The 22,951-nt window shown below is 73.6% G+C and carries 22 protein-coding genes; 8 read left to right on the top strand and 14 right to left on the bottom strand.

Annotated features, from left to right (window positions below; all coding sequences use genetic code 11):
* Nucleotides 1-74: 74 nt before the first annotated feature.
* The 4 genes from O3X23_RS26780 to O3X23_RS26765 all read right to left on the bottom strand — a co-directional run bounded on the left by O3X23_RS26780 (nucleotide 75) and on the right by O3X23_RS26765 (nucleotide 5,189).
* The gene (locus tag O3X23_RS26780; RefSeq protein ID WP_269274123.1) at nucleotides 75-2,243 is read right to left on the bottom strand and encodes a serine/threonine-protein kinase; all 2,169 of its coding nucleotides are present in this window, start codon (nucleotides 2,241-2,243) and stop codon (nucleotides 75-77) included.
* 78 nt (nucleotides 2,244-2,321) lie between these two features.
* Nucleotides 2,322-3,188, bottom strand: coding sequence for an oxygenase MpaB family protein (locus O3X23_RS26775; protein WP_269274181.1), 867 nt, complete (start codon nucleotides 3,186-3,188; stop codon nucleotides 2,322-2,324).
* A 54-nt stretch (nucleotides 3,189-3,242) separates the two neighbouring features.
* The gene (locus O3X23_RS26770) at nucleotides 3,243-4,433 is read right to left on the bottom strand and encodes an acyl-CoA dehydrogenase family protein (protein WP_269274122.1); all 1,191 of its coding nucleotides are present in this window, start codon (nucleotides 4,431-4,433) and stop codon (nucleotides 3,243-3,245) included.
* 105 nt (nucleotides 4,434-4,538) lie between these two features.
* A complete protein-coding gene (locus tag O3X23_RS26765; protein ID WP_269274180.1) occupies nucleotides 4,539-5,189 on the bottom strand; it encodes a TetR/AcrR family transcriptional regulator in 651 nt (216 codons plus the stop codon).
* A 377-nt stretch (nucleotides 5,190-5,566) separates the two neighbouring features.
* On the opposite strand from O3X23_RS26765, the gene dhaK reads away from it, so the two are divergent.
* The 4 genes from dhaK to O3X23_RS26745 all read left to right on the top strand — a co-directional run bounded on the left by dhaK (nucleotide 5,567) and on the right by O3X23_RS26745 (nucleotide 8,508).
* Complete coding sequence (dhaK, locus tag O3X23_RS26760) at nucleotides 5,567-6,559, top strand: dihydroxyacetone kinase subunit DhaK (protein WP_269274121.1); 993 nt, start codon at nucleotides 5,567-5,569, stop codon at nucleotides 6,557-6,559.
* 67 nt (nucleotides 6,560-6,626) lie between these two features.
* The gene (gene dhaL / locus O3X23_RS26755) at nucleotides 6,627-7,265 is read left to right on the top strand and encodes a dihydroxyacetone kinase subunit DhaL (protein ID WP_443047985.1); all 639 of its coding nucleotides are present in this window, start codon (nucleotides 6,627-6,629) and stop codon (nucleotides 7,263-7,265) included.
* Nucleotides 7,262-7,669, top strand: coding sequence for a PTS-dependent dihydroxyacetone kinase phosphotransferase subunit DhaM (locus O3X23_RS26750; RefSeq protein ID WP_269274119.1), 408 nt, complete (start codon nucleotides 7,262-7,264; stop codon nucleotides 7,667-7,669). The genes dhaL and O3X23_RS26750 overlap by 4 nt, the downstream gene beginning before the upstream one ends.
* Nucleotides 7,670-7,851: 182 nt before the next feature.
* Nucleotides 7,852-8,508 carry a peptidylprolyl isomerase gene (locus tag O3X23_RS26745; RefSeq protein WP_269274118.1) on the top strand — a complete coding sequence of 219 codons (657 nt, stop codon included), beginning with the start codon at nucleotides 7,852-7,854 and terminating at the stop codon, nucleotides 8,506-8,508.
* Between the two features lie 67 nt (nucleotides 8,509-8,575).
* Here O3X23_RS26745 and O3X23_RS26740 read toward each other — a convergent pair whose 3' ends face one another.
* The gene (locus tag O3X23_RS26740) at nucleotides 8,576-9,016 is read right to left on the bottom strand and encodes a GlcG/HbpS family heme-binding protein (protein WP_269274117.1); all 441 of its coding nucleotides are present in this window, start codon (nucleotides 9,014-9,016) and stop codon (nucleotides 8,576-8,578) included.
* A gap of 92 nt (nucleotides 9,017-9,108) precedes the next feature.
* Nucleotides 9,109-10,335 carry an MFS transporter gene (locus O3X23_RS26735; RefSeq protein WP_269274116.1) on the bottom strand — a complete coding sequence of 409 codons (1,227 nt, stop codon included), beginning with the start codon at nucleotides 10,333-10,335 and terminating at the stop codon, nucleotides 9,109-9,111.
* A 156-nt stretch (nucleotides 10,336-10,491) separates the two neighbouring features.
* Here O3X23_RS26735 and O3X23_RS26730 point away from each other — a divergent pair, with 156 nt between their 5' ends.
* Nucleotides 10,492-10,950: a MarR family winged helix-turn-helix transcriptional regulator gene (locus O3X23_RS26730; protein ID WP_269274115.1), complete on the top strand. Its 459-nt coding sequence runs from the start codon at nucleotides 10,492-10,494 to the stop codon at nucleotides 10,948-10,950.
* 18 nt (nucleotides 10,951-10,968) lie between these two features.
* On the opposite strand, the gene O3X23_RS26725 is transcribed toward O3X23_RS26730, so the two are convergent.
* A complete protein-coding gene (locus tag O3X23_RS26725; protein WP_269274114.1) occupies nucleotides 10,969-11,406 on the bottom strand; it encodes a cupin domain-containing protein in 438 nt (145 codons plus the stop codon).
* A gap of 154 nt (nucleotides 11,407-11,560) precedes the next feature.
* Here O3X23_RS26725 and O3X23_RS26720 point away from each other — a divergent pair, with 154 nt between their 5' ends.
* On the top strand, nucleotides 11,561-12,964 hold the full coding sequence (locus tag O3X23_RS26720) for an MFS transporter (protein WP_269274113.1): 1,404 nt from the start codon (nucleotides 11,561-11,563) through the stop codon (nucleotides 12,962-12,964).
* A 56-nt stretch (nucleotides 12,965-13,020) separates the two neighbouring features.
* Here O3X23_RS26720 and O3X23_RS26715 read toward each other — a convergent pair whose 3' ends face one another.
* From O3X23_RS26715 to O3X23_RS26705, 3 genes are all read right to left on the bottom strand, one after another.
* On the bottom strand, nucleotides 13,021-14,931 hold the full coding sequence (locus tag O3X23_RS26715; RefSeq protein WP_269274112.1) for a helix-turn-helix domain-containing protein: 1,911 nt from the start codon (nucleotides 14,929-14,931) through the stop codon (nucleotides 13,021-13,023).
* A 44-nt stretch (nucleotides 14,932-14,975) separates the two neighbouring features.
* Nucleotides 14,976-15,758 carry a 3-hydroxybutyrate dehydrogenase gene (locus O3X23_RS26710; protein ID WP_269274111.1) on the bottom strand — a complete coding sequence of 261 codons (783 nt, stop codon included), beginning with the start codon at nucleotides 15,756-15,758 and terminating at the stop codon, nucleotides 14,976-14,978.
* A 91-nt stretch (nucleotides 15,759-15,849) separates the two neighbouring features.
* Entirely contained in the window at nucleotides 15,850-16,347 is a 498-nt protein-coding gene (locus O3X23_RS26705) for an NUDIX hydrolase (RefSeq protein ID WP_269274110.1), read from the bottom strand.
* A gap of 222 nt (nucleotides 16,348-16,569) precedes the next feature.
* Between O3X23_RS26705 and O3X23_RS26700 the strand changes: the two genes are divergently transcribed.
* Nucleotides 16,570-17,586, top strand: coding sequence for an O-antigen ligase family protein (locus O3X23_RS26700; RefSeq protein WP_269274109.1), 1,017 nt, complete (start codon nucleotides 16,570-16,572; stop codon nucleotides 17,584-17,586).
* A 40-nt stretch (nucleotides 17,587-17,626) separates the two neighbouring features.
* On the opposite strand, the gene O3X23_RS26695 is transcribed toward O3X23_RS26700, so the two are convergent.
* Together O3X23_RS26695 and O3X23_RS26690 are read right to left on the bottom strand one after the other, a co-directional pair.
* Nucleotides 17,627-18,178, bottom strand: a complete 552-nt coding sequence (locus tag O3X23_RS26695; protein WP_269274108.1) for a hypothetical protein — start codon at nucleotides 18,176-18,178, stop codon at nucleotides 17,627-17,629.
* A gap of 73 nt (nucleotides 18,179-18,251) precedes the next feature.
* Nucleotides 18,252-19,031, bottom strand: coding sequence for a glutamate racemase (locus tag O3X23_RS26690; RefSeq protein ID WP_269274107.1), 780 nt, complete (start codon nucleotides 19,029-19,031; stop codon nucleotides 18,252-18,254).
* 88 nt (nucleotides 19,032-19,119) lie between these two features.
* Here O3X23_RS26690 and O3X23_RS26685 point away from each other — a divergent pair, with 88 nt between their 5' ends.
* Entirely contained in the window at nucleotides 19,120-20,304 is a 1,185-nt protein-coding gene (locus O3X23_RS26685; RefSeq protein ID WP_269274106.1) for a glycosyltransferase, read from the top strand.
* Here O3X23_RS26685 and O3X23_RS26680 read toward each other — a convergent pair.
* Both O3X23_RS26680 and O3X23_RS26675 read right to left on the bottom strand, forming a co-directional pair.
* Entirely contained in the window at nucleotides 20,277-21,425 is a 1,149-nt protein-coding gene (locus O3X23_RS26680; RefSeq protein ID WP_269274105.1) for a glycosyltransferase family 4 protein, read from the bottom strand. The genes O3X23_RS26685 and O3X23_RS26680 overlap by 28 nt on opposite strands.
* A 120-nt stretch (nucleotides 21,426-21,545) precedes the next feature.
* The gene (locus O3X23_RS26675) at nucleotides 21,546-22,895 is read right to left on the bottom strand and encodes a TerD family protein (protein WP_269274104.1); all 1,350 of its coding nucleotides are present in this window, start codon (nucleotides 22,893-22,895) and stop codon (nucleotides 21,546-21,548) included.
* Between the last annotated feature and the right edge of the window lie 56 nt (nucleotides 22,896-22,951).

The following is a 22,951-nucleotide window of genomic DNA, read 5'->3' as shown; positions in this document are numbered from 1 at the left end:
GGATGCCGCAGCGGGCGTGGAGACGGAAGAGATTATCTGACGCAACGTCAGATATTTACGGAGCCCGGGGACCCCTACAGCCGCTGCGGACCGCCCTGCTGCGCCGCGACCCTGCGGTAGAGCGCCAGCGCCTCCGCCGAGCGGCCGAGCTGCTCCAGGCAGTGCGCCTCGTCGTTGCGGCTGGTGAGGGTGTCGGGGTGGGCCGGGCCGAGTACCCGCGTCCGCGCGTCGGCGACCTCCCGGTACACGTTCAGCGCGGTCTCCCAGCGGCCCAGCCAGCCGAGCCCCACTGCGACCTCCCGCTTGCTGACGAGGGTGTCGGGGTGGTCCGCGCCCAGCGCCCGCTGCCGGACCCCGGCCACGTGCTCCGCCTCGGCCAGCGCCTGGTCCCAGCGGCCGAGCCGGCCGAGGTTGACGCCCAGGGCGTGCCGGGCGCGCAGCGTCTCGGCGTCGGACGGGCCCGCGGTGCGGGTGCGGGCCGCGACCAGGTCGCGGTAGAGCTCCAGCGCCTCGGTGCTGCGCCCCAGCCGGCCCAGGCATATCCCCATCTCGTAGCGGGCGGCCAGCGTGTCGGGGTGGCCCGCTCCCTGGGTGCGCTCATGGGCGGCGGCCACGTCCCCGTACACCTCCAGCGCCTCGGCCCAGTGACCGAGCTGGCCCAGCACGTAACCCACCTCGTAGCGGGTGACCAGCGTCTCGGCGTGGTCGGGGCCCAGCACCGCGGCCCGCACCGCGGCGAGTTCGACGGCCAGCGCGTGCGCCTCGTCGAGCCGCCCCAGCCGGCCCAGGTTGAAAGCCAGGTTGTGCCGGCAGCGCAGGGTGTCGGGATGCTCGGCGCCCAGCGTGCGCTCCCGGGCGGCGAGCACCGCGGAGTAGCCCTGGTGGGCCTCCAGGTGCAGGCCGAGCCGGCCCAGCGCGTACGCCGCTTCGTGCCGGGCGGCGAGGGTGTCGGGATGGTCGGGGCCCAGGACCCGCTGCCGGACGCCGGCGACGTAGTCGTACAGCCGCATCGCGTCCTCGGTCCTGCCCAGCCGGGCCAGGCAGGACGCCGCCTCATGACGGCTGGTCAGGGTGTCCGGGTGCTCGGTGCCCAGCGCCCGGTCGCGTTCCGCGGCGACCGCGGTGTGCAGGTCGTACGCCTCCTGCCAGCGGCCCAGCCGCTCCAGGTCGATGCCCTCGGTGTGCCGGGCGGCCAGCGTCGCGAGCTGCTCGGGCGCGGGCGCGACGGTGCCCGAGGGGGTGCGGGTGGACCAGGCGCCGGTGAGGGCGTGGCGCGGCGGCGCGGCCGCGTGGAAGGCACGGGTGGCGCGGGCGCCGGAGTCGGAGGCCAGGCCGCGCGCCCAGCCGGGCAGCGGGACCACCGGGCGCTCCGGGGCGCCGCGCATCGCCTTCAGCCGGCCGCCGACGTCGGCCGCGTTCTGCGGCCGGTCGTCCGGGTCCTTGGCGAGCAGGTCCAGGATGAGCCGCTCCAGTTCCCGCGGCAGGTCGGGCCGGCCGGCGCACAGCGGCTCGGGCACGGTGTCGCGGTGCGCGACCAGCACGGCCCAGGCGTCGTCCATGTCGAACGGCGGCCGCCCGATGGCCAGCTCGTACAGCACGCAGCCGAACGAGTACAGGTCGCTGCGCTGGTCGACCTCGGACGCGCCGATCTGCTCCGGCGACATGTAGTGCGGCGTCCCCATGGCGATGCCGGTGCCGGTGAGGCGCGAGGTGAAGCCGATGTCGTGGCCGAGCCGGGCGATGCCGAAGTCGCAGATCTTCACCGCGCCGTCGCTCAGCCGGATGATGTTGGCCGGTTTCAGGTCCCGGTGCACGATGCCCTGGGCGTGGGTGTAGGCCAGCGCCGACGCGACCTGTTCCGCGATGTCCATCAGGTCGGGAACCGGCAGCGGCTGGCGCCTGGCGTCGTCCAGCACCTGGAGCAGATTGCGTCCGTCCAGCAGTTCCATCACCAGGAACAGCACGCCGTCGTGCTCACCGAAGTCGTGCACCACCGTCACCCCGCGGTGCTGCAGCGAGGCGGCCACCCGGGCCTCGCGCCGGAAGCGCTCCTGAAGGACCCGGGTAAACCCGGCGTCCGCCGCCGGGCTCAGCGGCTTGAGGCACTTGACCGCCACCCGCCGCCCCAGCGACTCGTCCAGCGCGAGCCAGACCTCACCCATCCCGCCCCGGCCGATCAGCTCGTTCAGCCGGTACCGGCTCTGGATCAGCGTGCCACTTCCATCGTGTACAGCCGCCATCATCCGCCGCCGCCCCCGTCGTTCCGCGTACTTCCCCCGGCTTCCAGTATGGCCGCAGCCACCGCCGGGCGGCACGTCGCATTACGGCAGGGAACGAGCCCCTTCGCGCAGCTTGTACACGGACGGGTGGCTTCCGGGCCCGAGCCGCCCCACCGCCTTGAGGATATGTCCCGGCGGCAGCTGCCAACGCAGCCGGCGGGGGACGGTGCGCAGCGCCCGGCCGGCCAGCCGCAGCCTCAGCCCGGTGGCGGTGGCCGACGGCGCGGGTCGGCCGTACAGGTCGTGGGCGAAGGGCGGCAGCGCGGCGTAGGCGAGGTCCGCGACCCGGCTCCACAGCGCGGCCCTGGCCGGGACCAGGGGCCAGGGCACCGGCGGCGCCCGCAGGAACTCGTACACCGCGTACGCGTCCTCGGTGGCGGCCAGCTCGGGCCGGACCCGCTCGAAGTAGTCGGCGAGCGCCACGGTGCCGCCGGGGACTGTGGCGGGGTCCAGGCCGACCAGCCGGGCGGCGGTGCGCTGCTCGTCGACGTAGGCGTCGGCCTGGCCGCCCGTGAGCGGCAGACCGGACCGGCGGGCGGCCGCGAGGTAGGAGTCGATCTCCGCGCAGTGCACCCACAGCAGCAGGTCCGGGTCGTCCACGCCGAACCGCTCGCCGGTGCGCGGATCGGTCGCACCGAGCCGGCGGTGTATGCCGCGAATCCTGGCCCCCGCCCGCTCGGCCTGCAGGGAGGTCCCGTAGGTGATCGTGCCGACGAAGTCGGCGGTCCGCAGCAGCCGCCCCCAGGCGTCCTTGCGGAAGTCGGAGTTCTGCATGACGCCTTGGACGGCCCGGGGGTGCAGGGCCTGCAGGTACAGGGCCCGCACCCCGGCGACCCACATGATCGGGTCGCCGTGCAGCTGCCAGGTGACGGAGCCGGGTCCGAACAGCCCGGGGTCCGCGTCACGCATCGCCGCCTCCTCGCCGCCCGGGTGCACCCCCACCGGTGTACTCCCCCTCCCACGCTAACGGCGGACGCGCGGCATACCCAGGCCGATCCACGAGATGATCTCCCGCTGGATCTCGTTGTTGCCGCCGCCGAAGGTGAAGATGACCGCGCTGCGGTAGCCGCGCTCCAGCTCGCCGTGGAGGACCGCGCCGGCGGAGCCCTCCTTCAGCGGGCCCGCGGCGGCGGCGATCTCCATCAGCCAGGCGTAGGCGTCACGCCGGGCCTCGGAACCGTAGACCTTGACCGCGGAGGCGTCCTGCGGGGTGAGCGTGCCCTGCTGGACGGCGTCCACCATCTTCCAGTTGAGGAGTTTCATCGCGTCGAGCCGGGTGTGCGTCATGGCGAGCCGGCGCCGCACCCAGCCCAGGTCGATGACCCGGCTGCCGTCGGCGAGCTTGGTGTCGGCGGCCCAGCGCTGCACGTCGTGCAGGGCGCGGATCGCCATGGTGCCGTGGGCGGCGAGCGTGACGCGCTCGTGGTTGAGCTGGTTGGTGATCAGCCGCCAGCCCTTGTTCTCCGCGCCGACCCGGCGGCTCGCCGGCACCCGGATGTCCTCGTAGTAGCTGGCGGTGGTGTCGTGCGAGGCGAGGGTGTTGATGATCGTGCACGAGTAGCCGGGGTCGGAGGTGGGCACCAGCAGCATCGTGATGCCCTTGTGCGGCGGAGCCTCGGGATCGGTCCGGACGGCGAGCCACACCCAGTCGGCGGTGTCGCCGTTGGTGGTCCAGATCTTCTGGCCGTTCACGGTGTAGGTGCCGGTCTCCTCGTCGCCCTCGCGCACCGCGCGGGTCTTGAGCGCGGCGAGGTCGGTGCCCGCGTCCGGCTCGGAGTAGCCGATCGCGAAGTCCAGTTCGCCGGCGAGGACCTTCGGCAGGAAGTACGCCTTCTGCTCCTCGGTGCCGAACTGCATGATCGTCGGACCGACGGTGTTCAGGGCCATCAGCGGCAGCGGCACACCCGCCTGCGCCGCCTCGTCGAAGAAGATGAACTGCTCCATCGGCGACAGCCCCCGGCCGCCGAACTCGGCGGGCCAGCCGATGCCCAGCCAGCCGTCGGCGCCGAGCCGGCGGACGGTGTCCCGGTAGAACTTCTTCTGCGCCGCGGGATCGGCGTAGCGGGCGTAGACGTTGTCCGGCACCAGTCCGGCAAAGTACGAACGCAGCTCCACGCGCAGATGCTGCTGCTCGGGTGTGTAGTCGAGGTGCACGGCCCCTCCTGAGGTCTCCGGGTCCCCGGTCCCTGCGGCGACGGCGCACAGACTAGAACGCGTTCCAGTAATTCGGAAGGGGTAGCGCCCCGCGGCCGGCGGTCGTCAGTCCGTGACCGGGGCGGGGCACGCCGGGTCGAAGTCCTGGATCGCCAGGAAGGTGTCGCGCAGCATGCGCACCAGCAGGGAGCGCACCACGTCCCGCTCCAGACCCTGGTGACCGAGCCAGTCCAGGGTCACGCCCTCCACCCCCGACAGCCATCCGACCAGCGCGGTGCGCGCCAGCACCGGAAGCTCCCGGTGCCCGTACGCGCCTTCGGCGATCGCCGCGAGCAGTTCCTCACGCACGGCGTCGCGGACCGCGTGCACCTCGGCGTCGAAGCCGACGCCGCCGCTCACGATCGTGCGGTAGGCGGCCTGGTTGTGCTGGGCGTAGCGCAGATAGCCGTCGATGGTGCGGTGCACGCGTTCGGCGCGCGGCAGGTCCGCGGTACTGGAGGCGCGCACCACCAGCTCCTCGACCGACTCCCGCACGATGGCGAGGTAATAGCCGCGCTTGTTCCTGAAGTAGTAGTAGATCAGCCCCTTGGCGACACCCGCGTGCCGGGCGATGTCGTCCATCGACAGGGCGTCGTACGAGGTGTTGGCGAACAACTTGCGCCCGATGGCTATGAGTTCGGCCCGCCGCGCCAGGGACCGGTCGGTGCCGCGCGGTCCGCGCGGAAGGTCCGTTCCACGCTGTTGACTATTATTCAAAACCGGACCCACTCTCCAACTGCCACAGGATTTCCGCAGTATGCCAGAAGGCTCCGGAGCGAAACCGTCCTCCGCCGGGTGCCCGGCCCCGGCCCCGGCTCCGGTGGCACGACGGCGGCAGGTCGGGAGCCCCGCAGGCCGGTCCCGGTCACCGACGGTGACCACGACCGCTTCGCGCCGAACGGCTCCGCCGTCTCCGGGGCGACCACCGTGCCCACCGCCGCGGGCCCGCTGAAGGTCATGGTCGTCGGCATGGCGTCGGCGACGCTCAGTGACTACCTGCTGCGCCCGGGGTGCCTTCACCGGGTCCGGTCCGTAGGCTGCCTTGCGTGCACAGTGGACGCAACGACAGCTGTTGAAGCGGAGGGCCGCACCTCATGAAAATGCTCATCAACGTGGCCGAAAGCGTGGTCGCCGACGCCCTGCGCGGCATGGCGGCCGCCCACCCGGAGCTGCTCATCGACGTCGACCACCGACTGATCGTCCGCCGGCACGCGCCGGTCGCGGGCAAGGTCGGCCTGGTCTCGGGAGGCGGCTCCGGCCATGAACCCCTGCACGGCGGATTCGTCGGCCGAGGGATGCTCGACGCCGCCTGCCCGGGCGAGGTCTTCACCTCGCCCGTACCGGACCAGATGGTCCGCGCGGCCGCCGCCGTGGACAGCGGCGCGGGCGTGCTCTTCGTCGTCAAGAACTACACCGGCGACGTGCTGAACTTCGACATGGCGGCCGAGCTCGCCGAGGACGAGGGCGTGCAGATCGCCAAGGTCGTCGTCAACGACGACGTCGCCGTCCTCGACAGCCTGTACACGGCCGGCCGGCGCGGTACCGGCGCGACGCTCTTCGTCGAGAAGCTCGCCGGCGCCCTGGCCGAGGAGGGCGCGCCGCTGGAGCGGGTCGAGGCGCTGGCGCGCAGGGTCAACGAGTCCTCGCGCAGCTTCGGCGTGGCGCTCAGCGCGTGCACGACCCCCGCCAAGGGCAGCCCCACCTTCGATCTGCCCGCGGGTGAACTGGAGCTGGGCGTCGGCATCCACGGCGAGCCCGGCCGCGAGCGCCGGGGGATGATGACCTCGGGAGAGATCGCCGATGTCGTCGTCGAGGCGGTCGTGGAGGACCTGCGCCCGGACGCGCCGGTGATCGCCCTCGTCAACGGGATGGGCGGCACCCCGCTGCTGGAGCTGTACGGCTTCAACGCCGAGGTGCACCGGGCACTGGCCGAACGCAACGTGGCGGTCGCCCGCACCCTGGTCGGCAACTACGTGACGTCCCTGGACATGGCCGGCTGCTCGGTGACCCTGTGCCAGGTGGACGAGGAGCTGCTGCGGCTGTGGGACGCCCCGGTCTCCACGCCGGCGCTGCGCTGGGGCTGCTGAGTCACGTCGTCGAAGTCAGTAGATCCGCAGAGAGGACCGCATGAACGCATCCACGGCTCCCGGCCCGGTGGTCGACGCCGACTTCGTACGCCGCTGGCTGGCCACGGCGGCCGCGGTCGTCGACCGCGAGGCGGACCGGCTGACCGAACTCGACTCCCCCATCGGCGACGCCGACCACGGCAGCAATCTGCGGCGCGGCTTCACCGCGGCGCACGCGGCGGTGGAGTCGGAGCCGCCGCAGACCCCGGGCGGGGTGCTCACCCTCGTGGGGGCGCAGCTCATCAGCACCGTGGGCGGGGCGGCCGGCCCGTTGTACGGGACGCTGCTGCGCAGAGCGGGCAAGGCGCTGGGCGACGGCACCGAGGCCACCCCGGAGGAGTTCCGCGACGCCCTGCGCACGGGGGTCGAGGCGGTCGGGAAGCTCGGGGGGGCCATACCGGGCGACAAGACCATGCTCGACGCGCTCGTCCCGGCGGTGGAGGCCCTGTCCTTCGCCCTGGACGCGGGCTCCGGGCTCGCGGACGGCCTCGCCGCCGCCCGGATCGCCGCGGACGAGGGTGCGGCGGCGACCGTTCCCCTGCAGGCCCGCAAGGGGCGCGCGAGTTACCTCGGACCGCGCAGCATTGGGCACCAGGACCCCGGTGCGACCTCGGCCGCGCTGCTGGTCGCCGCGTTCGCGGACACCGCGGCGGAGGCGGTCGCATGAGCGACGGCCTGGTCGGCATCGTCCTGGTGTCGCACAGCGCGGCGGTCGCCGCAGCGGTCGGCGGGCTCGCGACAGGCCTGGCCGGCGGCGGGGCCGAAGCGCCCGTCGCCCCGGCGGGCGGAACCCCCGACGGTGGCCTGGGCACCAGCTCCGACCTGATCGCGGCGGCGGCGCGCTCGGTGGACCGGGGTGCCGGGGTGGCGGTCCTGGTCGATCTGGGCAGCGCCGTGCTCACCGTCAAGGCGATGCTGGCCGACGAGGACGAACTGCCCCCGGGCACCCGGCTCGTCGACGCGCCCTTCGTCGAGGGCGCGGTCGCCGCGGTGGTCACCGCGTCCGCCGGGGCGGACCTGGCGGCGGTCGTCGCCGCGGCCGAGGAGGCGTACACGTACCGCAAGGTGTGACCGTCCGGCGGGCCCCCGGACGAGAAGGGGGCCCGCCGGCCCACCGGTTCGCGTGTTCGGAATGCGGGCGGGACACGCCGGTTTCGGCCATCACGCCCCACCGGGCCCTTGCGGCGCTTAGCCCCCAGGAGATCGGGCAGGCATGGTGCGGCCATGCCAGGTCCGATCCGGAGGGTTCTCGTATGAAGCGCAAGCAATGGGCGTTGCTCACCGCCGCCGCAGTACTCCCGCTCGGCATGACGACGGCCGCGGCCGCCGACGATCCGCCGCCGGCGCCCCTCCCCTGTGCGTACACCGCGGCCGTCCCCGCCGACAACTTCAAGGGGATACCGGTCTTCGACGCGCGGAAGGCCGCGAGGCCGTACACCGCCACCCTGAAGACCAGTCAGGGCGCCATCACCGTCAGGATGCTGACGGACAAGGCCCCGTGTACCACCTGGTCGTTCCGGTTCCTGGCCGAGCGTGACTACTTCAACCGCTCGCACTGCCACCGCCTCACCACCCAGCGGCTGTACGTCCTGCAGTGCGGCGACCCGACCGGCACCGGGAGCGGCGGCCCGGGGTACTCCTTCCCCGACGAGAACCTGACGGGCGCCACCTATCCGGCCGGGACGCTGGCGATGGCCAACGCCGGCCCGAACACCAACGGCAGCCAGTTCTTCTTCGTCTGGAAGGACACCAAGCTCTCCCCCGCCTACACCCCGTTCGGCAAGGTCACCGCGGGCCTCGACGTCCTGCGGAAGATCGCCGCGGGCGGCGAGGACGACCAGAACGGCCCCGGCGACGGCTATCCGGCCCTTCCCGTGGACATCAGGAAGGTGCAGATCAGCAACAGGTGACGGCGACTCCGGCGGACAGCACGGTGGACCGCCCGGATCGGGCGGTCCACCGTGCTGTTGCCGGAGGTCAGGCCACGTCGCCGAGCGCGCGCAGCGCCGTGACGGCGATGCCGTGGTCCTGCTCGGGGGCGCCGCCGCCGAGGCCGATCGCACCGATCAGACGTCCACCGCGGTGGACGGGAACGCCGCCCGCGATGAAGAGCAGCGGCCGGTCGAGGGCGGTCGGCAGGGTGTGGAACGGGGCGCCGGGCTGGACCGCCTCGACGAGGTCCGCGGTCGCGGCGTTCAACTGCAGGGCGGTGAACGCCTTGCGGGTGCTGGTCTCGCCGGAGATCAGCACCGCCCGGTCGTCGCGCCGGAAGGCCAGCAGGTGGCCACCCGCGTCGAGAACGCTGACGCTGACCGTCACTCCGGCGGTCTCCGCGGCCGCGCGGGCGGCTTCGACGAGGGCCTCGGCGTCCTGGATGGACAGCGGGAGGACTGCGGCGGGGGCGGTGGTGGTGCTCATGGGGGTGTGCTCCTCAAGGGGTGGTGGGGGTGGGGTCCCGCAGTGGTGGGGTCCCACGGTGGTGGGGTCCCACGGTGGTGGGGCGGGACGGTTCAGAGGTGGGCGGGGACGGGGACCGGCTCGCGCTCGGTGGACGCGGCGGGCACCGTGTCGGCGGTGAGCCGGTCGCGGCCGGTGGTCCGGCGCTCCAGGGAGCCCGACACGATCGCGAGCACCAGCGCGGCGGCGGCGAGCGCGCCGCCGACCCAGTTGGGCGCGGTGTAGCCGAGCCCCGAGGCGATGACCAGGCCGCCGAGCCAGGCCGCGAGGGCGTTGCCGAGGTTGAAGGCGCCGATGTTCACGGCGGAGGCGAGGGTCGGGGCGCCGGCCGCCTGGTCCAGTACGCGCTTCTGCAGCGGCGGGACGGTCGCGAAGCCCAGGGCGCCGATCAGCATGATGGTGACCGCGGCTGTGATCTTGTTGTGGGCGGTGAAGGTGAACAGCGCCAGGACGACGGCGAGGGAGCCCAGTGTCACGTAGAGCATGGGCATCAGATGGCGGTCGGCGTACCGGCCGCCGATCAGGTTGCCGCCGACCATGCCGAAGCCGAACAGGACCAGCAGCCAGGTGACGGAGGTGTCGGCGAAGCCGGCGACGTCGGTCATCATCGGCGTGATGTAGGTGATGGCGGCGAAGACCCCGCCGAAGCCGAGCACGGTCATCGCCATCGCGAGCAGCACCTGGACGTTGCGGAAGGCCGCGATCTCGTGGCGCAGCCGTACGCCTTCGGGGCGGGGCTGTTCGGGCAGCAGCCTGGCGATGCCGAGCAGGCCCAGGACGCCGAGTCCCGCGACGACGAAGAACGTGGTGCGCCAGCCGAAGTTCTGGCCCACGAGGGTGCCGAGCGGCACTCCGACCAGGTTGGCGACGGTCAGTCCCGTGAACATCATCGCGATCGCTCCGGCCTTCTTCGCCGGGGCGACCAGGCCGGCCGCGACGACGGCGCCGATGCCGAAGAACGCTCCGTGCGCGAGGGAGGCGACGATCCGGCCGGCGAGCATCACGCCGAACACCGGGGCGACCGCGGAGATCACGTTGCCCGCGATGAACAGCCCCATCAGCAGCATCAGCATGCGCTTGCGGGAGATCCGGGTGCCGAGGACGGTCATCAGCGGGGCGCCGAGCACCACGCCGAGGGCGTAGCCGGTGACCAGGAATCCGGCGGTCGGGATCGAGACGCCGTAGTCGGCGGCGACCTCGGGCAGCAGCCCCATGATCACGAACTCGGTGGTGCCGATCCCGAAGGCCCCGAGGGCGAGGGCCAGCAGTGCGAGAGGCATGGGGGGTTCACTTCCCAACAACGTTGCGAATGCGCCTTACAAGACTTCACAATAATTGCAGACGCGTTTCATTGCAAACGCGGGCTATCGCGGTTGTGCTCTATCCTGAGCCACAGGCGCGCTCACGCCCGCGCCGCACGGCAGAAGGGACCTTCCATGACCGCCACCGACCCCGCACTGACCGGCCTCGCCCAGGGCTGGTGCGCGCTGTCCCTGCTGCACGGCCGGATCGAGGCGCACATCGAGCGGGCGCTGCAGGCGCGGCACGACCTGAGCGTCCGCGAGTACTCCCTGCTCGACGTCCTCAGCCGCCAGCACGACGGCGAAGGCGGCCACCTGCGGATGCACCAGGTGGCCGACTCCGTCGTCCTCAGCCAGAGCGCGACCACCCGGCTGGTCTCCCGCCTGGAGGACCGCGGTCTGCTCTCCCGTTATCTCTGCCCGACCGACCGCCGCGGCATCTACACCAACGTCAGCGAGGCCGGTCTGGAACTCCTCGCCGAGGCGCGCCCGACGAACGACGCCGCGCTGCGCGAGGCCCTCGACGAGGCCGCCGGGAACCCCGGGCTGACCCCGCTGGTCGATGCCGTCGAATCCCTGGGCGCGCCCGCCTGACCGTTTTCCGGCGGGCGTCTACTCCAGCGTGAAGTCCTCGAAGTTGAACCCGGGGGCGACGACGCACGTCACCAGGACCGGCTCGTCCCCCGCGGGCTCGGCGGACTGCCAATAGCCGCCGGGCACGAGGAACTGCGGCCGCTCCCCGCTCTCGACCCCGTCGCCCAGCACCGCCTCGACGGCCCCCGCCTCGTCCGGGCGCTCGCCGTCGCCGCCCAGCCGCATCCGCAGCGGGCCTCCCCGGTGCCAGAGCCACAGCTCGTCCGAGCGCACCCGGTGCCACTTCGAGACCTCGCCCGGGTGCAACAGGAAGTAGATGCCGGTCGCGAACGCACGCGGCCCCGGATACCCGGCGGGGACCGCTTCACCAGGGGCCTTCCACGTCTCCCGGTACCACCCGCCCTCGACATGGGGTTCGAGACCGAGCAGCGCGACCAGTTCTGAGATGTCCGTCATGGACCCAGCCTCTTGCACGCGGACCCGGCATGGGGCCGGAGCTCACAGGAGGCGACGGGACTGTGGTGTCCCACCACATGGGTCAACGGGCCGGCTCTTCCTACCGTGTGGCAGCACCCGGATAATCCCGTCCCCGCCCGGAAGTGAATCCCCGATGACTGCTCCGCCTGCCCAGCCCGCCCAGGCTCCCGCGCCTCCCACCCCCGGCTCCCTGCGGCGCGTCATCGCCGCGAGCCTGATCGGCACCACCATCGAGTGGTACGACTTCTTCCTCTACGGCTCCGCCGCCGCCCTGGTGTTCAACAAGCTCTTCTTCCCGGGCTCCGATCCGCTGGTCGGCACGTTGCTGTCGTTCCTGACCTACGCGATCGGCTTCGCCGCCCGACCGGTCGGCGCGCTGGTGTTCGGGCACTTCGGTGACCGGCTCGGGCGCAAGAAACTGCTGGTCATCAGCTTGCTGATGATGGGCGGCGCCACCTTCTGCATCGGTCTGCTGCCGACGCACGCAGCGGTCGGCTCGGCCGCGCCGGTGCTGCTGACCGCGCTGCGGCTGGTCCAGGGATTCGCGCTCGGGGGCGAGTGGGGCGGGGCCGTGCTGCTGGTGTCGGAGCACGGGGACGCGAAGCGCCGCGGGTTCTGGGCCTCGTGGCCGCAGACCGGGGCGCCCGCCGGGCAGTTGCTGGCGACGGGGGTGCTCTCCGCGCTGACCGCGCTCCTGTCGGACTCGGCGTTCCTGGCCTGGGGCTGGCGGATACCGTTCCTGCTCTCCGGCCTGCTGGTCATGGTGGGTCTGTGGGTGCGGCTGTCGGTCGACGAGTCGCCGGTCTTCAAGGCGGCGCTGGCCAAGGCGGAGGCACGCACGTCCGCGGACCCGGTGGAGCGCATGCCGCTGGTGGCCGTCTTCCGTGACCACTGGCGCGATGTGCTGGTCGCGATGGGCGCCCGGATGGCCGAGAACATCAGCTACTACGTCATCACCGCGTTCGTCCTGGTCTACGCGACCACCCACGCCGGGCTGGACAAGCAGACCGCCCTCAACGCCGTACTCATCGGATCCGCCGTGCACTTCGCGGTGATCCCGGCCTGGGGCGCGCTGTCGGACCGCGTCGGCCGCAAGCCCGTGTACCTACTGGGCGCGGTCGGCGTGGGGCTGTGGGCGTTCCCGTTCTTCCTCCTCATCGACCGCGAGAACTTCGGCTCCCTGGTCCTCGCGATCACCGTCGGGCTGATCTTCCACGGCGCGATGTACGCCCCGCAGGCGGCCTTCTTCTCGGAGATGTTCTCCACCCGCATGCGGTACTCCGGAGCCTCCATCGGCGCCCAGTTCGCCTCCGTCGCGGCCGGCGCCCCCGCACCGCTCATCGCGACCGCGCTGCTGAAGGACTACGGGAGTTCCACCCCGATCTCCCTGTACGTGGTCCTCGCCGCGCTCGTCACCCTGGTCGCCGTCCTGTGCGCCAAGGAGACCCGCGGCCGGGACCTCGCCGAGGTGGAACCGCAGCGGGAACGGGCCGCGGACCCGCTGCCCGCGCCCACCGCCGCGACCGCCCCGCGCTGACCGAGGGGCGGGCACCGGCCGATCCGTGACCAGGGTGGTCGCGGATCGGCCGCTGTTCAGCCCGCGCCGCCCAGCCGGTGCAGGCGCAGGGCCAGTTGGAGTTCGAGGGCGCGTTCCGGGAGCTGCCAGTCGGGGCCGAGCAGCTGGGCGACGCGCTCCAGGCGCTGCGCGACGGTGTTGACGTGGACGTGCAGCGCGTCCTTGGTCCTGGCGGGGCTCATTCCGCTCGCGAAGTAGGCGTCGAGGGTGCGGACCAGGTCGGTGCCGCGCCGGCCGTCGTAGTCGATGACCGCGCCGATGGTCCGCCGGACGAATCCCCCGACGTCGCGGGAGTCGGCCAGCAGCAGGCCCAGGAAGCCGAAGTCCTCGGCCGCGGCGCCCTCACCGCCGCGGCCGAGGACCCGCAGCGCGTCGACGCAGCGCTGCGCCTCGGCGTATCCGGCGGCGACCGCCTCGGGGTGCGTGGCCGGTGCGGGCACCCGGCCGGACGCGCCGACGGTGACCTCGGCGTGGACGGCCGCGCCCAGTTGCACGGCCAGTCGGCGGGCGGTCCGCGACGCGTCGGCGCCGTCCTCCAGGGGCAGCAGCAGGACGGTGCCGCCGTCCCGGGCGGCGGCCAGTCCGTGCCGGGTCGCGGCGAGGTGCGAGGCGGCGGACCACAGGCGCTGGCGGTCGACGGTGGCGTCGTCGGCCGGGCGGGCGGCGAGCACGACATGCGGTACGTCGAGGTCGGCACGGAGCCGCCCGGCGCGTTCGCGCAGCAGCCGGGGGTCGCGGTGCGGCGCGTCCAGCAGGTCGTCCAGCAGCTCGCCCCGGAAGCGCTGCTCGGCCTCGCCGGCGGTGCGCCGGGCGAGCAGCAGCAGCGCGGTGACCATGGCGGCGCGCTCCAGGGTGCGCTGGTCGACGGGGTCGAGTCCGGGGTGGCCGCGCAGGACGAGGGCGCCCAGCAGCTCTCCGCCGGCGGTGACGGCCGCGGTCCAGGTGTCGCCCTCGCGTACCGCGTGGCCGTCGGCCCGGGAGCGGGCGACGGCTGCCGCGAGCGCGGCGGGCACCGGCTCGCCGCCCGTGCCGGTACCGGTGACCTGGACCGTGCCGGAGAGCACCTCGGCGACGGCGGCGGCCACGTCGTCGACCCCGCCGCCGCGCAGCACCAGTTCGGTGAGCCGGTCGTGGACCTCGGAGGCGCGCTCCAGGACGGCGCTGTGGGTGCGGATGGTGTCGTTGGCGGTGCCCAGGCCGTCGAGCGCCGAACGGGTCTCCTCCAGCAGGTTGGCGGTGTCGATGGCGACAGCGGCCAAGGAGGCCAGTGAGGCGAGCAGGGCGATCTGCTCGCGCTCGAAGACCCTGATCCGCCGGTCGGCGGCGAAGAGCACGCCGATGACCCCGCTGCCCAGCGCGAGCGGCACGCCGAGGATCGCGACCAGTCCTTCGTCGCGGACCCCGGAGTCGATGGTGTGGGTGTGCCGGAACCGCTCGTCGTCGAAGTAGCTCTCGGTGACGTACGGCAGGGCGGTCTGGGCGACGAGCCCACCGAGCCCGGCGCCCATCGCGAGCCGCAGGGTCTGGAAGCGGGCGGAGACCGAGCCCTCGGTGACCCGCATGTAGGTGTCCCCGGCCCGGGGGTCGTGGAGGGTGAGGTAGGCGACGTCGGTGCCCAGCAGCGAGCGCGCCCGCTGCACGATGGCCTGCAGCACGGCGTCCAGATCGCGCAGCCCCGCCAGGTCGCCCGCGGTCGCGAAGAGCGCCGACAGCTCCGCCTCGCGGCGCCGCCGCCCCTCGAGCTCGTCCCGGACCCTCAGGGCCAGCCGCTTGGCGCGTTCGAGCTCCGCCAGCCGGGTGCCGGGCGCGCCGCCGGCGCGGGCGAGCAGCACCGGGCGCTCGTACTCCTCGGCGGGCGCGCCCCGGGCGAGGAGCCGCAGGTAGGGGGCCTCGGACGGTTCGTCGACTGCCGGGTGATCGCCATTCATGGGCACAGGCATACCGGCCCGGCCGCCCCTGGCGCCAGCGGCGGTCAGTGGGCGGTCCATCCGCCGTCCATCGTCAGGGAGGAACCCGTGATGAAGGAGGCCGGTTCCGTGCAGAGGTAGGCGGCCAGTTCCGCGACCTCCGCCGGCTCCACCAGCCGTTTGACGGCCGTGTCGGCCAGCAGGATCTCGGTCACGACCCGTTCGGGCGCGATGCCGTGCGCGGCGGCCTGGTCGGCGATCTGCCGCTCCACGAGCGGGGTGCGGACGTAGCCGGGGCACAGGCAGTTGGACGTCACGCCGTGCGGCGCGCCTTCCAGGGCGGCGGTCTTGGACAGCCCTTCGAGCCCGTGCTTGGCGGAGACGTAGGCGGACTTGAACGGGGAGGCCCGCAGGCCGTGCACCGACGAGATGTTCACGATGCGGCCCCAGCCCTGCCCGTACATGTGCGGCAGGGCACCCCGGATCAGCCGGAAGGGGGCCTCCAGCATGACGCGCAGCACGGTGGAGAAGACGTCGGGCGGGAAGTCCTCGATGGGGCGGACGAGTTGCAGCCCGGCGTTGTTGACCAGGATGTCGGTGCCGGCCGCCGCCTGCTCGGCGGCGTCGAGGTCGGTCAGGTCCAGCAGCAGGGTCTCCAGGGAGCCGGGCCGGCCCGCGGCCTCCTCGTACAGCGCGGCGAGCCCTTCGGCGTCGCGGTCGACGGCCCGCACCTTGGCCCCCGCGGCTGCCAGCCGCAGGGCGCAGGCCCGGCCGATGCCTCCGGCGGCCCCGGTGACGAGTGCGGTGCGGCCGCCGAGGTCCGCGGGCGAAGGCGAGATCAGCGTCATGCTGGGCAGGCTAGACAGCGATCGTCCGCTGACCGATGTCGGCCGCACCCACACTTCGCCGTCGGCGGGTGTGGCCCGGCGCCATGAGTGCTCAGCGGTCGCCGGGCTCCGGGGCCGGGGCCGGCACGAACCAGGCCGCCACGTCGTCCTTGAGGGCGAGCGCGACGCGCTCGCGGTGCAGCGGCGCCAGTTCCGGCAGCGCGTCGACGGCGAACCAGCCGACGTCGAGCGACTCGTCGTCGTTGACCTTCGCCGTGCCGCCGACGGCGCGGCACAGCAGCACCACGTCCATGTACTGCGCGAGGTGGCCGTTGGGATACTCGATCATCCGGTTGGTGAACACGCCGAGGATCCGCTCGACGACGGCGACCACCGCCGTCTCCTCCTGGATCTCCCGCACCGCGGCCTCGGCCGGCTGCTCCCCCGGCTCGGGGATCCCGGCGATCAGCGCCCACTCGCCGGAGTCCGAACGGCGGTTCAGCAGCACCCGGCCGTCGTCGTCGAAAACGACCATGACGACACCGGGCATGAACAGCAGCGTGTTGCCCGCCTTGGCACGGATGGCGCGGATGAATTCGGGGATCGGCATCCTCCGAGGGTAGCGACAGCCCGCCTTTCGCCCCACCAGCCCCAGGGCTACCAAGTGGTGCATCGTTCCTGCACTACATATCCACAACTCACCACCTGAGCCGTTACGGTGACCGGTACAGCGCCTACGCGGGGACCCGACGGCGACGGCACCCCGTCGCGTCCGGGTGGCGTCAGGGGGTACCGGGGGATGAGAACGGCGACCGGCGGGGCGTCAGGAGCGATGCGTGCGGACGGCCGGGACAGCCCGGAGGAACGGGTCCGGGGCAGCAGGACCGACGCGCTCGGCATCGCCGTGCTCGTCGGCTGCGCCACCTGGTCGCTGATAGCCGCGGCGGGGCGCCCGGCGCGCCCCGAGGGGCTGCTGCTGGCACTGCTCGCGGTGACCGCCGGCTACGCGACGGGCCGGATCGCGGGAGCCCTGCTGCCCGTCGCGACTCCCGCGGGCATGGCGCTCGCGATCGTCGTCGCGTCCCTGGTGATGCCCGGCCGGCTGTCCGGCGCCGTCGACACGCCGCCGCTGGGCTACGCGAACGCCGACGCCGCACTGCTGGTCCTGGCCACCGGCGCCGCCTGCTGCGCCGCCTGGGGCACACCGTCCCCGCCGGCGCGGCTGGCCTTGCGCGTCCTCGGGGCCGGAGCGGGGGCGCTGGCGCTGGCCATCGGCTCGACGGCGGGATTCGCCGCCTCCCTCGGCGTGCTGCTGTGCTCACTGGCCGCCTCGCACATGCGGCGGCGGCTGCCGGCCCTGGTGGGCTTCGCGCTGGCGACCGCGATCGCGGTCGGCGGCACGTACGCGGTCGCGACCGACACCCTGCCGTCCGGACTGTCGGCCTCGCTGACCGGGCAGCTCACCGCCCCCCGGGTCGAGCTGTGGCGCGACGCGGTGGGGATGGCGGAGGACCATCCGGTACGGGGTGTCGGTCCCGACCGGTTCCGGGTGGAGAGCACGGGCGCGCAGGCGGACGCCGAAGGGCCGCCCACCCCCCAGTCGGCCGTCTTCCAGGTCGCCTCGGAACAGGGCCTGCCCGGGCTCGCCCTGCTCGGGGCGGCGTTCGCCTGGGTGCTCTGCACGCTGTGGCGGTCACCTCGGGGCACCCCGGTCGTCCTGACGACCGGCGCGGCCCTGACCGGCCTCGCCATGCTGGCGACCGTGGACCACGTGCTCAGCTACACCGTCGTGACGGCCGCGGCCGGCATCGTGGCGGGACTGGCGGCGGCACGGCCGCTGGCGGACTAGGCGGGGCGCGCTGGGGGTCGGGGCCGTGGATCGGGGCCGGTTACGGAGCCGGCTGCAGGCCCGACTTCACCCACTGCCGGATCGCCTGCACGGCGCCTTCGGCGTCGTCGACCGTGAAGGTGAAGATGTGGCCGGTGCCCAGGACCAGGACCACTCCCGGGCCGCGGCGCACGACGACCGCGGTGCCCATCTCGGGGCGCCAGCGGTAGCCCCAGCCGCCCCAGTGCCGGGGGCTGATGTGCGGCTCGAGGTCGGCGGAGCTGACCTGGTCCAAGGGGATGCGGCGACGGGGTACCCCGATGTGGCCGCAGCGCACGTAGAGGCCTTCGCCGTCCACCGTCACCCGCACATGGGTGAAGGCGACCGTGCCGAAGAGGACCAGCAGCCCGACGGCCACACAGCCCACCACCGACATGACCAGGGCTGCCTGCCCCGAGGTGTAGGGGCCGTCGACGGCGAGCTCGATTCCGAGCGCCATGCAGGCGGCACCCGCGGCCGCGGGCAGCCACTGCATGCGGTTGCGGGCACGTCCTGTCCAGACCTGGGGCCAGATCTGGGGCGCGGGTGCATCTCCCTGAGGCGCTTCCGTCATGCTTCGCAGCCTACTCAGCTACCGGCGGGTCGGCAGCCTCGTGAGCCGTGCGGATGAACGGCGCCGGACGGGCTCAGGCGGACGCGGTGGCCCCGAGTGCCCGGCCCTCCGGGTAGGCCAGCGCGGACGCGGGGAGCTCGGCCGGGTGGCCGCTGAGGAGCACCGTCAGCCGGCCCGTCGGCTCCGCCGTCGGGTCGGCGAGCGCGCCGAGCCTGCGCAGGGCCTGGGCGGCGACCGCCTCCGCCGAGCCGAGCAGGGTGACGGCCGGTCCTTCGGGCCGCTGGACGGCGGCGCGGATCCGGTCGGCCACCAGCTCGTAGTGCGTACAGCCCAGGACCACGGCGCGCACGTCGCGCGGGGTCAGGGCCGCCGCGGTGGCGACGGCCGCGTCGATCGCCGCGTCGTCCGCGTACTGCACCGCTTCCGCCAGGCCGGGGCACGGCACCTCCGTCACCACCGCGGCGCCGCCGAACTCCTCGATCAGCCGGCGCTGGTAGGCGCTGCCGGTGGTCGCGGGCGTGGCCCAGATGGCCACCGCCCCGCCCCCCGCGGCGGCGGGCTTGATGGCGGGGACCGTCCCGATCACCGGCACGGCCGGCTCCAGCTCCGCCCGCAGCGCGGCCAGCGCGTGCACGGAGGCGGTGTTGCAGGCGACGATCAGCGCGTCGGGGCGGGTCTCCGCGGCCGCTCGCGCGCAGGCCAGCGCGCGCGCCGTCACGTTGTCCGCGGTGCGGCCCCATGGCATCCCCTCGGGATCCGAGGACAGGACGAGGTCCGCGTCGGGCCGCAGCCGACGCAGCGCGGCAGCCGCCGCCAGGAGGCCGATTCCGGAGTCCAGCAGCGCGATCTTCACCCTGTCACCTTATGCGACGACCACCCGCGGCCCCCGGTCGTGTCGTGACACGCCGCGATGGGGCCGCCGTTGCGGCAGACTGCGGCGGGTGACGGTGCTGACGTGGGTCGCTGGGGTGTCGCTGCTGGCGTGGGTGTGGCTGCTGCTGGCGCAGGGGTTCTTCTGGCGGACGGACGTCCGGCTGCCCGCAGCCGGTGCGGAACCGGCCGGCGGGCCCGGAACGTGGCCGGTGGTGGCCGTCGTCGTGCCCGCCCGCGACGAGGCGGCCGTACTGCCGCTGAGCCTGCCGTCGCTGCTGGCGCAGGAGTATCCGGGCCGGGCCGAGGTCTTCCTGATCGATGACGGGAGCTCGGACGGGACCGGTGACACCGCCCGGTCGCTCGCCGCCCTGCGCGGCGGGCTGCCGCTGACGGTGGCCTCCCCGGGTGAGCTGCCGGCGGGCTGGACCGGGAAGCTGTGGGGCGTACGGCACGGCATCGCGTTGGCCACCGAGCGCACCGGCGCGGAGTTCCTGCTGCTCACGGACGCGGACATCGCGCACGAGCCGGATTCGCTGCGCGCGCTGGTGGCGGCGGCGCGGACGGCGGACCTGGACATGGTGTCGCTGATGGCCCGGCTGCGCGTGGAGACGGTCTGGGAACGGCTGATCGTCCCGGCGTTCGTCTACTTCTTCGCGCAGCTGTACCCGTTCCGCTGGATCAACCGTCCGGGCGGCAGGACGGCCGCCGCGGCCGGCGGCTGTGTGCTCATCCGCCGCTCGGCCGTCGAGGCGGCCCGCGTCCCGGAGTCGATCCGGCACGCGGTCATCGACGACGTGGCGCTGGCCCGCGCGGTGAAGGGCGGCGGCGGCCGGATCTGGCTCGGGCTCGCGGACCGGGTGGACAGCGTGCGCCCGTACCCGGACCTGGGTGAGCTGTGGCGGATGGTCTCGCGCAGCGCCTACGCGCAGTTGCGGCACAACCCGGCGGTCCTGGCGGCGACCGTCGCCGGGCTCGTGCTGGTCTACCTGGTGCCGCCGCTCGCGGCGCTGGCCGGCGCGGCGGCGGGCGCCCCGGGCCTGTGCGCCGTCGGCGCGGCCGCCTGGGCGGTGATGGCGGCGACGTATCTGCCGATGCTGCGCTACTACCGGCAGCCGCTGTGGCTCGCGCCGCTGCTCCCCTTCACCGCCGCGCTGTACCTGCTGATGACCGTCGATTCCGCGGTGCAGCACTACCGCGGCCGGGGCGCGGCGTGGAAGGGCAGGACCTACGCGCGCCCCGACGCCTCGGTGTAGACGGTGGCCAGCCGCGCGCCGACGGTCTGCGGTCCGAAGTGCCGCCGGGTCCTGGCCGCGAGCGCCGCGGGCTGCCGCAGGGGCAGTTCCGCGGCGGCCTCGACCAGCGCGCGGGCCAGCGCCTGAGGGTCGCAGGGCGGTACGAGGATGCCGCCGTCGCCGCCGACGAGTTCGGGCAGCGCTCCGGTGCGGGTGCCGACGACGGGGGTGCCGCAGCACAGTGCGTCGAGCGCCGTCGTGCCGAAGCCGCTGACGTGCCGCGGGTCCGCGAAGAGGTCGGCGTGCGCGAGGGCGTGCAGGGTCTCCTTGCGGCCGAGGTCACCGGCGAGGACGGCGGCTCCGCCGGCTCCGGAGCGCTGGATGTGCTCCTGGACGGCGTCGACCCCGGGTCCGTCGCCGATGATCCGCAGCCGCAAGCGCGCGTCCTTGTCGAGTGCTTCGGCGAAGGCGTCGACCAGGACGTCCCACCCCTCGTTCCCGACGAGCGGGCCGGCCGCCACGACGCGCACCGGGTCCTGGCTGATGCGCACCCGGGCGGGCACGCGCGGCAGCGCCTCGGTGTCCACGGGGTTCGGCACCAGCAGATGACGTCCGGGGAGCCCGAGTTCACCGATCCGGGCGAGCAGGGCGTCGCTGACGGGCAGGACCGCGGCCGCCTCCCGGTACAGCCGGGCCGCGCGCCGCCGGTCGAGCAGTCCCGGCAGCGGCCGGGACGGGTGTCCGAGCCACCGGCGGTCGTGCTCCGACAGGACGTACGGGATGCCGGTTGCCTGGGACAGCCACGGCAGCCGGCCGGCCGCGCCCGGGGTGTGGGCGTGCAGGACGTCGACCGCGCCGTACTCCGCGCTCGCGAACCGCAGGACGGCTTCGACGCGGCCCGCGGTGTCCCGCTGCCCGGCGGATCCGGCCGCCGGACGGCTCCGCTCCCGGTGCGCGGCCTCGATCTCGTACCGGCGCGGCGACCGCGCGTCGCGCCCGGCGAACGGCAGTCCCGGCAGCGGCGGAGCGCTCAACGACCCGACGACGACCAGCTCGACGACGTCGGCGACCGTGGCGGCGGCCCGCTGCCAGGCGTCCGGCCACCGTGGCCCGTCCGGCCCTGACAGCATGGCGACACGCACGGCCTCACCCCTCGTGACTCGGCACGGAGCGCGACGGGGGGATCCCCCGGAATCCACCGCTCCGGGGCGTCACTGTGGCACAGGGGCGCGGCCGTTATGGCCGATTCGGCGTGCTCCGGGTCACTTACGGCCCGGTGTCCAGTTCATGCCCCATCCGTAGGCGTAGTCGACCGTGCGCTGCGGGCTGACGCCGCGCTGCGGCACCAGGTAGCGCGCCTCGCGCTGCACCACCAGGTCACCGCCCTGGTTGGTGATGAGTGCGAGGGCGCAGACGTTGGACGGCACGGTGCACTCGTCGAGCGAGAAGTCGATCGGGGCGCCGTTCAGCGGCTGCAGGGTGACGGTCGCGTGCAGTCCGGCGAAGCTGCGGGCGCCTTCGTAGATCGTCACGAAGATGAGGATCCTGCGGAACGCCTGCTTGTGGTCGAGGTTGATGGTGAGGTTCTCACCGGACTCGGAGCCGCCGGTCCGGTCGTCGCCGTCCAGATGGAGGTACGGGGGCTGGTGGAGGGATCCGAACGCGTTGCCGAGCGCCTGGATCACGCCCTTGCTGCCGTCGGCGAGTTCGAACAGGGCGCACAGGTCGAGGTCGAGGTCGGAGTGGAAGGCCGACGGCTTCCCGCTCTTGCGCCCCCAGCCCTTGAACTGCTTGTGCACCTGCCAGCTCAGATTCACCCGCATCGCGCCGGAGGTGCCGCCCTGCTTGGTGAGCGAGACCGACGGCGACTCCTTGGTCAGCGTCACCTTCGTGAGCCGCACCGGCTGCGGCGCGGCCGGCGGAGCGGCAGGCGGCTGCACCGGCGCGGGCGGCGCCTGGTACTGCTGGGGCGGGGGCGGCGGGGCCTGGTACTGCTGCGGCGCCGGGGGCGGCGGCTGGTACGGCTGCTGCGGGGGCTGGTAGGTCTGCGGCGCCTGTTGGGCGGGAGCCGGCGCCGGAGCGGCGGCCGGCTCGTCGACCGAGATCCCGAAGTCCGTGGCGAGGCCGCCGAGTCCGCTGTCGTAGCCCTGCCCGACCGCGCGGAACTTCCAGGCGCCCTGGCGGCGGTAGAGCTCGCCGAGCACGAACGCCGTCTCCACGGACGCGTCGGTGCTGTCGAAGCGTGCCAGCTCCGCGCCGCCTGCCGGGTCGCTGAGGCGGATGTGCAGCCCCGGGACCTGCCCGAACGTCCCGCCGTCGCTGGAGGCGACGAGCACGATGGTATCGATGGCCGGTTCCACGGCACCGAGATCGACGGAGATCGTGTCCGTCACCGTGTCACCCGCGGTGCGCTTGCCCTCATGGCGTACCGCACCGGACGCGTGCGCCGGCTGGTTGTAGAAGACGAAGTCGGCGTCCGACCGGACCTTGCCCCCCACCAGAAGCAGCGCGGAGGCGTCCACGTCCGGGGCACCGGGCCCCGTTCGCCATCCCAGCTCCACGCGGACGGTCGGCACGGCCACCGGCACGTTCGTGCCCTTGCGCATCGTCATGCTCTCCCCTTTTGCACAGGTGCCGCCCACCGTAGCCCGGACCCCTGGCCGTAGGA

This window comes from Streptomyces sp. H39-S7, from assembly GCF_027158205.1.
Lineage (GTDB): Bacteria > Actinomycetota > Actinomycetes > Streptomycetales > Streptomycetaceae > Actinacidiphila.
Note: the sequence above shows the minus strand (reverse complement) of the source record. Positions and strands in the feature narration are given on the sequence as shown.